This is a genomic window from Paludisphaera soli (genome assembly GCF_011064595.1).
Lineage (GTDB): Bacteria > Planctomycetota > Planctomycetia > Isosphaerales > Isosphaeraceae > Paludisphaera > Paludisphaera soli.
In genome coordinates, this window is sequence record NZ_JAALJI010000002.1 from 491,325 (window position 1) to 505,091 (window position 13,767).

Genomic DNA, 13,767 nt, shown 5'->3' on the forward strand with positions numbered 1-13,767 from the left:
CAGGAACGGGCCGTCGCGTGATCCAAGTCGAACACCTCGGCAAGTCGTTCCACGACTATCAACGCGGCTGGGTGGAGGCGGTCCGGGACGTGTCGTTCGAATGCCGCCCCGGCGAGATCTTCGGGCTCCTCGGCCCCAACGGGGCGGGCAAGACGACGACCCTGCGGATCCTCAGCACGATCCTCCGCCCCACCGCGGGGCGGGCGGTCGTCGCCGGGTATGACGTGGTCGAGCACCCCGAGGAGGTCCGCCGCCGGATCGGCTTCATGTCGGCCGGCACCGGCATCTACGACCGCATGACCGCCTGGGAGCTGGTCGAGTACTTCGGCCGGCTCTACGGCCTGCCGAAGGCCCGCCTCCGGGAGCGGATGGAGACGGTCTTCGGCTGGCTCAAGATGGACGACTTCCGCGACGTGCTGGGCTCGAAGATGTCCACCGGCATGAAGCAGAAGGTCTCCATCGCCCGCACGATCGTCCACGACCCGCCGGTCCTCATCTTCGACGAGCCGACCTCCGGCCTGGACATCCTGGTCCAGCGCGTCGTGCTGGACAAGATCCTGGAGCTGCGCGACCTGGGCAAGACCATCGTCTTCTCCACCCACTCCATGAGCGAGGTCCAGCGGCTCTGCTCGCGGGTCGCGATCATCTACCGGGGCGCCCTCCAGGCCCAGGGACCGATCGACGAGCTGCTGGCGAGCCACGGCCAGCCCGACGTCGAGGAGCTGTTCTTCGCCCTGGTCGAGCGAGCCGACGCCCTCGCCCGGGCCGATTCCGACGCCGACGTCGACGCCAGCCCCGCGCGGGCCGGGGGGCCCACGCCATGAACTGGTCGAACATCCTGCTGATCTTCCGCCGCGAGGGGATGGACCAGCTCCGCGACCGCCGCACCCTGTTCATGGTCGTCTTCTTCCCGATCCTGCTCTACCCCCTGATCGGCGCGGGGGTGCTGCAGTTCGCCGCGGCGATCCAGGAGAGGCCCCGGCTCGTGGTGATCGTCGGCGCCGAGCACCTGCCGAAGGCCCCGCCGCTGCTCGACGCCGAGGGGAAGGGCCTCAACCCCGACCTGTTCGACTCGGCCGCCGAGGCCGCGCGGCTGGAGGTGGCGCTCCAGCCCGACGACGGCCCCTGGGGCGAGCCCGCCCGCCGCGAGCAGGCGGTCCGCAACGGCGACGCGTCGGCCGTCCTGGTCGTCCCGGCCGACCTGCCGGAGCAGTTCCGGGCCAAGGGGGACGTGGCGATCCCGATCCACTACAAGAGCGTCGACGAGACCAGCCAGGTCACCTACCTGCGGCTCCGCGAGGCCCTCGACCGCTGGAAGCGGGGGATCGTCGAGGAGCGCCGCAAGCAGGACAACCTCCCCGCCGGCTACGCCCAGCCGATCGAGGTCAAGGCGCTCGACGCGGCCACGGCGCAGGAGGTCGGCGGCAACGTCTGGGGGCGGATCTTCCCGTTCCTGCTGGTCCTGATGTCGCTGACCGGGGCCTTCTACCCGGCCGTCGACCTGTGCGCCGGCGAGAAGGAGCGGGGGACGATGGAGACCCTGCTCATCAGCCCCGCCGGCCGGGCCGAGATCGTGATGGGCAAGTTCCTGGCCGTGCTGGTCGCCAGCGTGACCACGGCCGTGCTGAACCTGATCAGCATGGGCGTGACCGGCCTGCAGCTCGCCCAGCGGGCCTCGGGCTTCGGCGGGGCCGACCCGGCCCGCCAGGCCGCCGCCGCGCTCGCGCCGCCGACCCTGCAGTCGGCCCTCTGGATGATCGTCCTGCTGATCCCCCTGGCCGCCTTCTTCAGCGCGATCTGCCTGGCCCTCGCCGCGATGGCCCGCAGCATGAAGGAGGGGCAGTACTACATGACCCCCCTCTACCTGATCTGCCTGCCGCTGATCTTCCTGACGATGGCCCCGGGGATCGAGCTGAACCCCTTCTACAGCATCGTGCCGGTGACCGGCGTGGCGCTGTTGCTGCGGGCCCTGATCGTGGGGGACTACGCCACGGCCTTCCGCTACTTCCCGCTCGTCCTGATCCCGACCCTCGTCTACGCCTGGCTCGCCCTGCGATGGGCCGTCGAGCAGTTCCAGGACGAGGAGGCGCTGTTCCGGGAGTCGGAGCGGTTCAGCCTGGGCTCGTGGGTCCGGAGCCTGATCCGCGACCGGGGGCCGAGGCCGACCTCGACGCAGGCGGTGCTCGCCTTCGCGGTCATCATCACGGCCTCGTGGTTGTTCGCCCAGGCGACGCTGGCGACGGGCTCGGTGGGTGGGCTGGGATCGGTCGCGGCCGGCCAGTCCTTGATCCTGCTGGTGCCCCTGGGCATGGCCTTCCTGCTCACGACCGACCCGCTGGGCACTCTCCGCCTGAGGCGGGCCGACGCCCGCTACTTCGCCCTGGCGGCGGCGATGGCCGTCACGCTCAACCCGGTGGTCGCCGAGCTGAGCCGGCTCGTCCAGTGGGTCTTCCCGGTCTCGGGCGCGACCCAGGAGGTGCTGAAATCGCTGATGTTCGGCGACCTCGGGCTCCTGCCGACGATCCTGGTGCTGGCCGTCCTGCCGGCGATCTGCGAGGAGACGGCCTTCCGGGGTTTCATCCTCACGGGCCTGCAATCGGGGCGGCGGACCCGGTCGGCGATCGTCCTGTCGGCCCTGCTGTTCGGGTTCCTGCACGTCTTCCTGAGCCTCTTCCAGCAGCTCTTCAACGCGACCCTGCTGGGGGTCTTCCTCGGCCTGCTGGCGATCCGCAGCCGGAGCCTCTGGCCGGGCGTCCTGTTCCACGCCCTGAACAACGGCTTCGCGGTGGGGATGGCGGCGTGGGTCGCCTGGCTCTCCCGGATCGGGGCGGCGAACCTCGTCTACCTCGACCCGAAAGAGGGGGTCTACCAGAAGCCCTGGGTCGCGGCCGGGGCGGTCGCGTCGGCGATGCTCTTCGCCTACCTCTGGAAGCACGACCGCCCGGGCCCGGACTCCGGGGAGACCTGACCGATGAGGCGAGGCACGCTCAGCCTCCGGGCGCGATACGTCTTCCCCGTCGACGGTCCACCGATCGCCGACGGCGTAGTCGCGATCCAGGACGGCCGGATCGCCCGGGTCGGCCCGGCGAACGAACGCACGGCCGACCTCGACCTGGGAAACGCGGCGATCATCCCCGGCCTGGTCAACGCCCACACCCACCTGGAGTTGGGCAGCCTTACCGACGACGACGGAGCCCTGCCCGCCGCCCCGGAGAACGAGGTCGAGTGGCTGCGACGGGTCATGGCCCAGCGCAGGTCGGGCTCGTCCGAGGAGGCCTACCGCGCCAACGTGGCCCGGAACCTGCGCGCGGCCATCGAGGCCGGGACGACCCTGGTGGCCGACACCACGACCGCCGGCCTGAGCTGGGACGCGATCGCCGAGGCCCCGGTCCGGGCGGTGGTCTTCGCCGAGGTCCTGGGGCTCAAGCGCTATCGCGGGCTCCAGACCAACGACGCCGCCTGGCGGTGGTTGGGCTCCATCACGCCCGAGGCCCAGGTCGCGGCCAATGCCCGCGTCGGCCTCTCGCCCCACGCCCCCTACAGCACGGCCGAATGGCTCTACCACAGCGCCGCGGCCAGCCGCCTGCCGCTCTCCACCCACCTGGCCGAGATGCCCGAGGAGCTGGAGTTGCTGGAGACCCGCGACGGCCCCCTCCGGCGCTACCTGGAGGAGCTCGGGGCCTGGGACGACGACTGGGAGCCGATCGGGCCCCGGCCGTCGGACTACATCCGCAAGGGGGACCTCCGCCACGCCGACTGGCTCGTGGCGCACGGGACCTACATCGAGCCCTCCGAGTTCTGGCAGCTGCGGCCCGAGGCGTCGTCGAACGGCCATCGCGTGGCCGTGGCCTTCTGCCCGCGCACCAACGCCCGGTTCGGCCACGACGCCCACCCCTACCGGACGCTCCTGGAGAAGGGGGCGATCGTCTGCCTGGGGACCGACAGCCTGGCGTCCAGCCCCAGCCTGGGGGTCCTCGACGAGGCCCGCTTCCTCCATGCCCGCGACGACTCCCTCTCGGGCGAGCTGCTCCTGACCATGGCCACCCTCTTCGGCGCCTGGGCCCTCCGCGCCGAGACGACCACCGGCACGATCCGCCCCGGCAAGTCCGCCGACCTCGCCGTCGTCCGCCTCCCCGACCGCGACGAGGCCGATCCCCACCGCCTCCTCCTCGAATCCGACGAGCCCGTCCTCGCCACCCTCTTCGAGGGCGACTTCGTCTCCGGCCCCTGGCAAGAGACCTGACCCGCGCCAGGCCTCCCGGAGATCGGCTTCGTTCGCCCCGCCCCGAAAACGAAGCCATCGGCCGCAAACCATTTTCTGATATCGACTTAAACGCCTATCTCGGGCGCAGAAATTGGGTTCGTTCGGCGCGATTCGTGGTGTTTTTCGCGCGGCTGAGCCTGGTTGCGAGTCATCCAGGGAGGTTCAATGCCTCTCGCTGCTGGTCGACCCAGAGGCGGGCTTCCGCCAGGCCATCGGCCGTCCAGACGTGGGGAAGGTCGGCGACCTGGGCCATCTTCTCGACCAACCCCCAGCGCACCCGGAACGACGCGCCGTGGTCGAGGATGTGGGCCATCAGCTCCAGGCCCAGGGCGGGATCGTGCTCGTGCACGACCTGGGCGGCCCAGCACGCCGAATCGTCGTCGGCCCTGCGGGCCTGATCGACCAGGAATGACCAGCCGACCCGATCTCCGGCCTGGAGGAGGCCGACGGCGAGCATCGTCCGATGGTCATCAGGACCGCCGCAGTTCCAGGCCTCGCGGAGGAAGGCGAGCCGCTCCCCCTCGTCCAGCAGGACTCCGTTGGTCAGGCCGAAGAAAGCCACGTTGCGACGGCCCTGGTCGCCGTGCCGGAACCATTCGTGGAAGCGGGCGACGAGCGCCTCGTCCTTCGTCACGGCGAGGCGGACGGCGGCCGCCGACCAGCGGAACTCGTCCGGGTGGTCGAGCAGCGAACGCAGCTTCTCCCCAATCGCCGCGACTTCGGCCGGCGCGTGGCGGATCGCGATCTCGGCCAGCTCGGGATCGGGGTCGTCGATCAGCGCGAGCAGGAGCGAGGAGTCTTCAAGCACCCGCCGGCCGAGCGCGGCGATCAAAGCCATCCGACGCCCCTCGGCGGGGGCGGACGGGTCGCGGAGGGTCGCCAGCAGCGACGCGTCGTCGGCCCTCCTCGCCGCTTCAAGCGCCCGATTCGCCCGGTCGCAGTCCTCCTGGCAGCGGCGACGGGACTCGGCCGCCTTCGCCAGCGTGATCTGCTCCTGCTCGGACAGGGGCGTGGGCATGGGAGACTCCTGCAACCTTTGGGACGGCCGCTCGGACGCATTGGACGTTCGTAAGATGCCTTCGCGCGATCGTCGGGTCAATCCGCAGCCGGGACGAGCCGCCGGCCGATCGCGGAGCCTCCCAGGTTACGATGCACCCGGATGGCGGATTACGGACGCGCTGCGAGAGAATCAGGGGGCCCCTAGGAATTTCCACTGACCGTCACGGATTCTGAGTGGTCATCATGACGGCCTTCCCCCCTGGCGGGGGAAGGTGGCCCGAAGGGCCGGATGAGGGGGGGACGAGCGAGAAGACTATTGGAGATCCGACCGGTCTTCCCGAGCCCGTCGGCCGTGCGGGCCGAACTTCGAGATCCGCCGCTCCCCGCGAGCGTCCCCCCCTCATCTGACCGCTGCGCGGTCTGTCTTCCCCCGCCAGGGGGGAAGACCGTCTTCGTCCACGCCAACTCAAAATCCGCGAGGGTCGGAGTTGGAACAAGCCGAGCGGGAGGATCTCGATATCAGCGCGGGACGATGCGCCGTTCGAGGCGGAAGACGGCCTGCTGGGCCTCGCGGTCCAGGGGGTTGTTCGCGAGGGCGAGGCGGGACCAGGCGACGGCCTCGGGGACGCGGCCGGCGGCGGCGCAGGCGTCGGCGAGGCGGGCGGGGAGGGTCGGGTCGGTCCGCCCTTCCGGGGTGGCGGCGCGGAGGATCAGGGGGGTGATGGCGTCGTGGCGGTCGGCGGCCTCGAAGGCCCTCGCGGCCCCGTCCGGGTCGCCGGCGAGCCGGAGCGCCGTACCGAGTCCCTGGAGCGAGCCGCGATCGTGCGGGGCGGCCTCGACGGCCCGGCGATAGGCGCGCACGGCCCCCTCGACGTCGCCCCGCTTGAGGGCGAACCGGCCCCGGGCCGGGGCCAGGCTCGGCTCGTCGGGCGGGGCGGATCGCAGCAGGCGCTCGGCCTCGTCGTCGTCCTCGCCCTCCAGGGCGAGCATCACGCGGAGGGCGAGCGCCTCGGAGTCCGAGTCGGGGAGCGAGGCGAGGACCGTCTTCGCCTCCTGCACCTGGTTCATGCGCCTCAGGCCCTCCGCCAGCACCAGCCGCGAGGCGCGGTCGTCGGGGTCGGCCTCGACGCACTTCGCCAGCGTCAGGCAGTCCTCGCGGGGGCTCCAGGTGGCGTGACGGGCCTTGCCCCAGTGGAGGACCTTCTCGAAGGTCAGGCCGCCTCGATCCGAGACCGCCAGCATCGCGCGGTCGAATTCGTCCCAGCGATGCTGGAGGTTGAGGATGTAGGCGAGTTCCTCGTACGGCTGGGGCTCGCGGGGGAGCGCCTCGGCGGCCTTGCGGAAGTGGGCCTCGGCGGCGCGGAGTCGGTGGCGGGCCACCTCGACGCGGCCGGACAGGAGCCGGGCGAGTCCGCCGAGGTTCGGGTCGTCGAAGATCGCGGCGGCTTCGGCGAGCGCGTCGTCGGCCCGGCCCCGGGCCTCGGCGACCTGGGCCCGGGCCATGTGTTCCATCGGCGAGGGGGGGCGGACGGCCGCCAGGCGTTCGAGCGCGGCCGCCGCCTCGTCGAGCCGCCCGGCCTGGAAATCGGCCTGCGCCCGCGCCAGGAGGAGCGCCCGGTCGGGGGGGCGGGACGCCTTCCAGCCCAGGGCGACGGCCGCCGCGACAATCACCGCGACGGCCGCCCAGGCGAGCGACCGGGTCCGGCTCCGCCCCATTTCCACGCCCCCTTCGCCCGTCGCCTCGCGGCCTCAGTCCGCCTTCTTGGGGGTCTTGACCTTGGCCGACTTGTTCATCATCTCTTTCATCGCGTCGAAATCGGCCTGGGTGGGCGCGTTCTCGGACTTGGGGATGTCCGAATCGTCGCCGCAGCCGGGCAGGGCCGCCGCGATCATCGCCGCCAGCAGCGCGGGGATCAACTGCTTCCGCATCGAGAACTCCTTGGTCGGGAGGGTGGTTCGGGCGTCCGCATCCGGGGGGCGCGGCGAGGGCCCCGACGCCTCGTCGGGGCCCTCGGTCGCGTCGGATGGGGGAGTCTGGGATCAGAGGCTGTCGGAGCTGACGATCTCGCCGCCGGCCCGGGTGCCGATGGCCCACCAGGTGGGGACGCTGATCGTGTCCTTGATGAACTTGACCGAGCCGTCGGCGAAGGCGACGTTCACGCCGGCGGGGTGGTTGCTGCTGGGGGGCATGCCGTCGTTCGGGTTGCCCCAGCCCTCGGTATTGCCGTCGGCCTGGTTGTAGCAGCCGGCGGAGTTGGGCGTGAGCCAGTGGTTGTAGGCGTCGTAGATGTACGTCGAGCCGATGTGGCCGGAGATCCAGAAGTTCCCCTGGGCCGGGGCGAGGCCGCCGTACCCCGCCGTCGTGCCGGGGAGGGCGCGGCAGGTGGTGACGAACTGCAGGGCCGCCTGGGCCCCGTTCACCCCCTGGTTGGGCGCGAGGTTCAGCCCGCTGGGGAACAGGTAGGTGGACTTCCGCCGCGTGCTGGAGATCGTCACGTTCCGGCCGACCGGCCCGGTGCCGACGAGGGTCTCGCTGAACATGGCGGTGTTGGACGTGCCGTCCATGAACCCCTCGACGCCGAACGACGAGCAGTTGCTGTTCTGGAGGCCGTCGGCCGTGGTGAAGCCGGGACGGTCGCCGGGGTCGCTGCGCAGCGGCGTCAGGGCGCCGTCGAAGACGGCGACCGTGGCCGGTCCGCCCCCGTTGGCCACGTAGCTCTTCCAGCCCCACTGGTTGGTGGGGACCCGGATGTTCTCCGAGGGGCAGGTCATCGACCCGACCATCGTCCGCAGCACGGTGGTATTCGAGGCCGTGGTGCCGTTCCCCGCGCCGAACTGCCAGTTCAGGGCGTTGTACAGCGGCGCCTGCTCGATCTGCGACAGCAGCGACGCCGTCCAGTCCAGCGGCCAGTGGTCGGCCATCCCCAGGTCGAACGTGGCCCCGATGCGGTTCTGCACCAGCGGCGGGAAGCAGTTCTGCTGCGAGAGGTAGTTGTGGGCGGCCAGGCCGATCTGCTTCAGGTTGTTCACGCACTGGGCGCGGCGGGCGGCTTCGCGAGCCGACTGCACGGCGGGCAGGAGCAAGGCGATCAGCACGGCGATGATGGCGATGACCACCAGCAGTTCGATCAGCGTGAAGCCGCGCGGCCGCGAGGCGATGGGACGCATGAAGTCTGTCCTCCGGGAGAGCAGAGATGAGACCTTCGGGCGATGACGAGGCCTCAGCCTCATTTCGTAATCATGTGAGCCGGGATTCTATCTCATCGGCGGAAAGCCTGTCGAGCTTAAACAGCCCTTCGCCGACGTCGTCATTCCGACAGGATTTAGGCGTCGACGAGCCGCACGGTCGGCCCTGCATTCCCGCGACGACGCGGAAAATAGCGTATCTACTAATTTCTTAATTCATCAGACAACATCCGATTCGATCATCAACCCATGCTCGACGGGCGTCCCGCGCGGCGGCGGTCGCAAGGTCGGCCGTCAGGGGCGATCGGGGCGCACGGGAGTCGAGGCGCCGGAGGAGTCGGGGCGGGGGCTGGCGGGAAGGGAGAGGCCGGGTCGCGGCCCCCGGCCGCACCGGGTACGAGCGCCCGGCGGTGCGGCGGGGGGCTGGCGATCGAAGAGGGGTGACGTGGGGCGGGTCAGCTCGCGTGGGGGCCGAAGGGGGTGTCGACGAGGTGTTCGACGAGGAACCAGACCTGCAGCTCGCCGGTGCGGACGACGTCGGAGACGAGGAGGTCGTTGGTGCCGTCGTCCCCGTGGTCGGCGGCCTTGCGGGCGGCGTCGCGGGCGTCGGTCAGGATCAGCTCGTGGGCCTGGAGCAGGCGGGAGAGCATGGTCGGGACCTCCTCGCAACCGTCGGGCGGGCGGGGGATGCGGGTCAGCTCGGCGACGTGGCGGGGGTCGCCGACGGCGATCCCGCCCAGCGTCTGGATGCGCTCGGCGACCTCGTCGACGAGCTTGAGCTGCTCCTCGGCGTGCTTGTCCAGCAGCAGGTGGAGCTGATAGAAGGTGGGCCCGCGCATCAACCAGTGGTGCTTCTTGTAGAGCGAGAAGAGGATCTGGGTGTCGGCGAGCACCTGATTGAGGCGCCGGCAGGACTCCATGCGGGCGTCGTGGGAGAGGCCCAGCAGGAACTGGCGGACGGTCCCGAACTTCTGGATCTCGCCGCCGCCGACGTGGATCCGGGGCTGGCTGGGCTGCTGAGTCGACTTGTCCTGAGCCTGGACCTCGCCGGGCTTCTTCGTGGCGACTGACATGATGCGACCTCGCGTGAGGGCCGGCCGTCCCGACGGGGACGGTTCGAGGGGGGCCGTCGAAGGGACCGGCCCCGAAATCCCGATGAGGGATCTTTCGCGCGAGCCACGCGCCGATCAAGGCGCGGCCGGTCGAGGTGCCGCGAGGCTTCCCGGCGGGCGGGCAGCTTTGCCCGCGCCGACGGCTCAGGCCGGGGCGTCGGGCTCGTCGGTTTCGGCGTGGCGGGCCGTATGGAGCCCGAGCTGCTTGAGCTTCTGGCGGAGGGTCTGGCGGGCGATCCCGAGCAGCAGCGCGGCCTGGTGCTGGCTGCCTCGGGCGAACTGCATGGCGGCGGGGAGGAGCAGGCGGTCCAGCTCGCGATGGATCTCGGCGTAGACGTCGCGGTCGTCGTCGCGGAAGCCGCCGTGGAGCGCGACGGAGAGGCCGGCGCCGGCCCCCTCGGCGGCGACGGCGACGGCGGCGGGGGCGGGGGCGGGGGTCGGGGCGGGCTCGCCGAACGATTCGGGCAGGAAGCGGGGGAGGAGAATGGGGCCGCTGGCCTGGAGGAGGGCCTGCTTGAGCGTGCTCTGGAGTTCGCGGACGTTCCCCGGCCAGGGGTGGCGGCGGAGGCGGTCGAGGGTCTCGGGGGCGACCTCGCGGACCTCGCGGCCCATCTCGGCGCTTAGCCGGCGGAGGAAGTGGCGGACGAGGATGCGCAGGTCGTCGCCGCGGTCGCGGAGCGGCGGCAGGGCCAGCGAGAAGACGCTCAGGCGGTAGTACAGGTCGGCGCGGAAGCGGCCCTCGCGCGACCAGGCCTTCAGGTCGCGGTGGGTGGCGGCGATCAGGCGGACGTCGGTGTGGATGGTCTCGTCGCCGCCGACGCGCTCGAAGGCCTGCTCCTGGAGCAGCCGGAGGATCTTGCCCTGGAGCGAGAGCGGCATGTCGCCGATCTCGTCGAGGAAGATGGTGCCGCCGTTGCACTGCTCGAACTTGCCGATGCGGCGGCGGTCGGCGCCGGTGAACGACCCCTTCTCGTGGCCGAACAGCTCGCTCTCCAGCAGGTTCTCGGGGATCGCGGCGCAGTTGAGGGCCAGGAACGGCAGGCGGGCGCGGGGTCCGTGCTGGTAGATCGCCTGGGCCACCAGCTCCTTGCCGGTGCCGCTCTCGCCGGTGATGAGGACGGGGACGTCCTGGGCGGCGACCCGGCCGACGGCCTTGTAGACCTCGAGCATGGCCGGGCACGAGCCGACGATGGCGCCCTCGGCGTCGGACTCGTTGTCCTCGGCGACGACGGTGGGGGTGCGCATCCGGCGCGAGACGTCGAGGGCGCCCTCCACGATCTCGCGGAGGCGGTGCAGGTCCAGGGGCTTGAACAGGTAGTCGTAGGCGCCCTGCTTCATCGCCTCGATGGCGGCGTCGGCGGTGCGGGCGACGGTGATGAAGACGACCGGGATGCGGGCGTCGAGGTTGCGGATCGCCCGGAAGACCTCGAACCCCGAGGCGTCGGGGAGGTGCAGGTCCAGGAGGACGACGTCGGGGGGGCTGCGGCGGACGAGGTCGAGCCCCTCGGCGCCCGAGGCGGCGACCTCGACGACGTGCTCGGGGGCGGGGAAGGCCTGCCGGACCTGGCGGGCGATCAGGGCGGGCTCGTCGTCGATCAGCAGCAGGCGGCCCATGCTCCCCCCCTCGGCGGACTCCGTCGCCCCGCGCGGGCGTCTCGAATTGGTATTCTATTCGCAGGAGAGCCTCTCGATCCAGGAGGCCGGGGCCCGAGCCGGGCCCGGCCGACCGCCGCCGGGGCCGCGCCATGACCCAGATCGACCCGGACCGAGCCGCCCGCAAACGCCGGCGCGCCGCGGAGGAGCTTCGCGAGAGCGAGGCGCGATTCCGCGGCACGTTCGAGAACGCGGCCGTCGGCCTCGCCCACACCGACCTCCGGGGCCGCTGGCTGCGCGTCAACCAGACCTTCTGCGCCATCGTCGGCCGCGACCGCGACGAGCTGCTCGGCCGCCCCTTCAGCGACATCACCCACCCCGAGGACCAGGACCTCGGCCCGGCCGACTTCGGCCGCCTCGTCCGGGGCGAGCGGGGGCCGTACTCGGTCGAGAAGCGCTACGTCCGGGCCGACGGCGGCATCGTCTGGGTGAAGCTCTACATATCGCTCCAGCGCGACGAACGGGGGGCCCCGGCGTACGTCATCGCCGTCCTGGAGGACGTCGGCGAGCGCAAGCGGCTGGAGGCCGAGCTGCGGCGGGCCAAGGAGGAGGCCGAGGCGGCCAATCGCGCCAAGGACGAGTTCCTGGCCAACGTCAGCCACGAGATCCGCACCCCGCTCAACGCCATCCTGGGGATGACCGAGCTGGCGCTGGAGACCCCCCTGACCGAGGACCAGCGGCAGTGCCTCAAGACGGTGCGGTCGGCGGCCGACGGCCTGGTCCGGATCGTCGACGACGTGCTCGACTACGCCAAGATCGCCGCCGGCAAGCTGGAGGTGGACGCCTCGGAGTTCTCGCTCCGCGCCGCCGTGGGGGACGTGCTGCGGTTCCTGGGCCCTCGGGCCCACGCCAAGCGGCTGGACCTCGTCTCCCAGGTCCGCGAGGAGGTGCCCGACGCCCTGATCGGCGACGTGGGCCGGTTCCGCCAGGTGCTGCTGAACCTCGTCGCCAACGCCGTGAAGTTCACCGAGGAAGGCGAGGTCTTCGTCCTGGTCGAACGCGACGACGGCCCGGCCTCGGACGCCGACGTGGGGCTGCGGGTGAAGGTGAGCGACACCGGCATCGGCATCCCGGCGAACGAGCAGGAGCGGATCTTCCGCGCGTTCGAGCAGGAGGACGCGTCGACGACCCGGCGGTTCGGCGGCACGGGCCTGGGGCTGACGATCGCGGCGAGGCTGGCCGCGCTCATGGGGGGCGGGATCGCCGTGGAGAGCGAGCCGGGGCGGGGCAGCACGTTCACGCTGGCCGTCCGGTTCGCGGCCAAGCCCGGCCCCCCCCGGCTCGTCGGCGAGCCCCCCGCCCTGCCCCGAGGCCGGTCGGTCCTGGTGGTGGACGACAACGAGACGACCCGCCGCGTGCTGGAAGGCTGGCTGTCCGGCTGGGGCCTGGAGGTGGCGACGGCCGGCGACGGCATGGCGGCGCTCGACGCCCTCTGGCGCGGGGCCGCCCGGGGCCGCCGGCCCGACGTGGTGCTGCTCGACGCCCGCATGCCCGACGTCGACGGCCTCGACCTGGCGGCGAAGGTCCGCGCCAGCGACGAGCTGGCGGGCGTCCCGCTCGTCATGATGACGACCGGCGACGAACCGGGGGACCAGGCCCGGGGCCGCGAGCTGCACGTCGCCGCCCGCCTGCTCAAGCCGATCCGCCAGGACGAGCTGCTGCAGGCCCTCCGCGCGGCGTTCGAATCCGGCCCTCCCGCCGCCCTGGCCCGGGCCGCCGGACCCGCGACGGCCGGCGAGCCCGCCGGGCCCCCTCGGCCCGGCGCGCGGCCGACGATCCTGATCGCCGAGGACGACGAGTTCAACTCCCGGTTCCTCGTCCGCCTGCTGGAGCGCCGGGGCTGCGCCGTCAGGCTGGCCGGCGACGGCCGCGAGGCGATCGCGCTGGCGCTCGACGCCTCGCGGCCGTTCGACCTGATGCTGCTGGACGTCCACATGCCCGAGGTCGACGGCTTCGGCGTGGTCCGGGCCATCCGCGAGGCCGAGGCCGCGCGCGGCGACGGCCGCCGGCTGCCGATCGCCGCCCTGACGGCCCGCTCCCGCCGGGGCGACCGCGAGCTTTGCCTGGCGGCCGGCATGGACGACTACCTGACCAAGCCGGTGCGCACCGACCGGCTGTTCGCCGCCGTCGACCGCCTGGCGAAGACGGCCGACGACCCGATCGACCCGGCCCCCCTGCTGGCCGCCTGCGGCGGCGACGCCGAACTGCTGGCCGGGCTCTGCCGCGACTTCCGAGCCCTGGCCCCCTCGCGGGTCGACGCCGCCCGCGCGGCGCTGCGGCGGGGCGACGCCCCCGGGCTGCGGTCGGCCGCGCACAAGCTCGCCGGGATGATCGCCGTCTTCTCCACCTCCGCCTGCGAGCTGGCCCTGGGCCTCGAAGCCGCCGCCGCCGACCGCCGGCTCGACGACGCCCGACCGGCCTTCGAACGACTCGAAGCCGCCGTCGCCGCCCTGACCGTTCGCGTCGACCGCGTGACCCTGGAGTCGCTGCGCGCCGTCGCGCCGCGTACTTCGACGGACCTCCCGCCCGCCCCAGCCCCCCGGAGCTGACGCC

10 protein-coding genes are annotated in these 13,767 nt (G+C 72.2%); 4 read left to right on the top strand and 6 right to left on the bottom strand.

The window, feature by feature from the left end; translation table 11 throughout:
• The first annotated feature begins 17 nt into the window (after positions 1-17).
• Genes G6O68_RS04880 through G6O68_RS04890 form a run of 3 tightly spaced genes read left to right on the top strand, consistent with a single transcriptional unit; the run spans position 18 to position 4,243 of the window.
• Positions 18-824, top strand: a complete 807-nt coding sequence (locus G6O68_RS04880) for an ABC transporter ATP-binding protein (RefSeq protein ID WP_165245394.1) — start codon at positions 18-20, stop codon at positions 822-824.
• Positions 821-2,968: an ABC transporter permease subunit/CPBP intramembrane protease gene (locus G6O68_RS04885; RefSeq protein ID WP_165245396.1), complete on the top strand. Its 2,148-nt coding sequence runs from the start codon at positions 821-823 to the stop codon at positions 2,966-2,968. The genes G6O68_RS04880 and G6O68_RS04885 overlap by 4 nt, the downstream gene beginning before the upstream one ends.
• 3 nt (positions 2,969-2,971) lie before the next feature.
• The gene (locus tag G6O68_RS04890; RefSeq protein WP_165245398.1) at positions 2,972-4,243 is read left to right on the top strand and encodes an amidohydrolase family protein; all 1,272 of its coding nucleotides are present in this window, start codon (positions 2,972-2,974) and stop codon (positions 4,241-4,243) included.
• Between the two features lie 169 nt (positions 4,244-4,412).
• Here G6O68_RS04890 and G6O68_RS04895 read toward each other — a convergent pair whose 3' ends face one another.
• From G6O68_RS04895 to G6O68_RS04920, 6 genes are all read right to left on the bottom strand, one after another.
• Positions 4,413-5,282 carry a hypothetical protein gene (locus G6O68_RS04895; RefSeq protein ID WP_165245400.1) on the bottom strand — a complete coding sequence of 290 codons (870 nt, stop codon included), beginning with the start codon at positions 5,280-5,282 and terminating at the stop codon, positions 4,413-4,415.
• Between the two features lie 500 nt (positions 5,283-5,782).
• Complete coding sequence (locus tag G6O68_RS04900) at positions 5,783-6,979, bottom strand: tetratricopeptide repeat protein (protein ID WP_165245402.1); 1,197 nt, start codon at positions 6,977-6,979, stop codon at positions 5,783-5,785.
• Between the two features lie 33 nt (positions 6,980-7,012).
• The gene (locus G6O68_RS04905; protein ID WP_165245404.1) at positions 7,013-7,192 is read right to left on the bottom strand and encodes a hypothetical protein; all 180 of its coding nucleotides are present in this window, start codon (positions 7,190-7,192) and stop codon (positions 7,013-7,015) included.
• A 111-nt stretch (positions 7,193-7,303) separates the two neighbouring features.
• Positions 7,304-8,431 carry a DUF1559 domain-containing protein gene (locus tag G6O68_RS04910; RefSeq protein ID WP_165245406.1) on the bottom strand — a complete coding sequence of 376 codons (1,128 nt, stop codon included), beginning with the start codon at positions 8,429-8,431 and terminating at the stop codon, positions 7,304-7,306.
• Positions 8,432-8,904: 473 nt separating this feature from the next.
• Positions 8,905-9,522, bottom strand: a complete 618-nt coding sequence (locus G6O68_RS04915) for a Dps family protein (protein ID WP_165245408.1) — start codon at positions 9,520-9,522, stop codon at positions 8,905-8,907.
• 183 nt (positions 9,523-9,705) lie between these two features.
• Positions 9,706-11,175 (bottom strand): sigma-54-dependent transcriptional regulator, encoded by a 1,470-nt coding sequence (locus G6O68_RS04920; protein ID WP_165245410.1) that lies wholly within the window; start codon positions 11,173-11,175, stop codon positions 9,706-9,708.
• 131 nt (positions 11,176-11,306) lie between these two features.
• Between G6O68_RS04920 and G6O68_RS04925 the strand changes: the two genes are divergently transcribed.
• On the top strand, positions 11,307-13,763 hold the full coding sequence (locus tag G6O68_RS04925) for a response regulator (protein ID WP_165245412.1): 2,457 nt from the start codon (positions 11,307-11,309) through the stop codon (positions 13,761-13,763).
• Positions 13,764-13,767 lie beyond the last annotated feature (4 nt).